This is a genomic window from Pedococcus sp. P1_H8 (assembly GCF_056405175.1).
The window spans coordinates 1-725 of record NZ_JBFUCP010000035.1; the positions used below are offsets into that span (position 1 = coordinate 1).

Annotated in this window: 1 protein-coding gene; it reads left to right on the forward strand. The window is 67.9% G+C overall.

Annotation, left to right across the window (positions count from 1 at the left end; all coding sequences use genetic code 11):
• Window positions 1-725 (forward strand): AMP-binding protein (locus AC1DYG_RS18670; RefSeq protein WP_477641365.1); only part of this gene is annotated, 725 nt, incomplete at both ends.

A 725-nucleotide genomic window follows, 5' to 3' on the forward strand; every position in this document is an offset into this window, starting at 1 on the left:
CATGGTCTCCAACGTCGTCCCGCTGCGGCTGCGGATCGACTCGGACACCACCGTGGACGAATTGATCGCCGCGGCGAACCTCGAGCTGACCGGGGCACTGCGTCGGCAGATGTACCGGCACGAGGACATGCGTCGCGATGCAGGTGCCGTCACCGGCGAGCGGGGTTTCTTCGGSCCGKCGATCAACATCATGATGTTTCACCGTGAGCTCCGGTTCGGCGACTTCACCGGCCGGTTCAAGGTGCTCAGCACGGGCCCGGTCGAGGATCTCGCGGTCAACCTCTACCCGAGTGTCGCGGGCAAGAGTGTCCAGATCGACTTCGAGGGCAACCCGAACCTGTACTCCGAGGGCGAGCTCGGTGGCTACCACCACCGGTTCCTGAACTACCTGCGGACCTTTCTCTCGGCCGACCGCGGCAGTGCGGTCAACCGGCTCGACCTGCTCGAGGCAGGCGAGGCTCAGCAGCTGCTGGCTGCCGGCACCGGGGCTCCGGTGTCCTTCGGCGTCGACATCACCGACCGTTGGGACCGCTCGGTCGCGGCGGACCCGGCCGCGGTGGCCGCGGTGGCGGGCGAGCTGACCGTCACCCGTGGCGAACTCGACCGTCGTGCGAACCGGCTGGCCCGTGAACTGGCCGGTCGTGGTGTGGGTGTCGACGACGTCGTCGCGCTGATCGTGCCTCGGTCGATCGACTGGCTCGTCAGCATGCTGGCGGTGTGGAAGG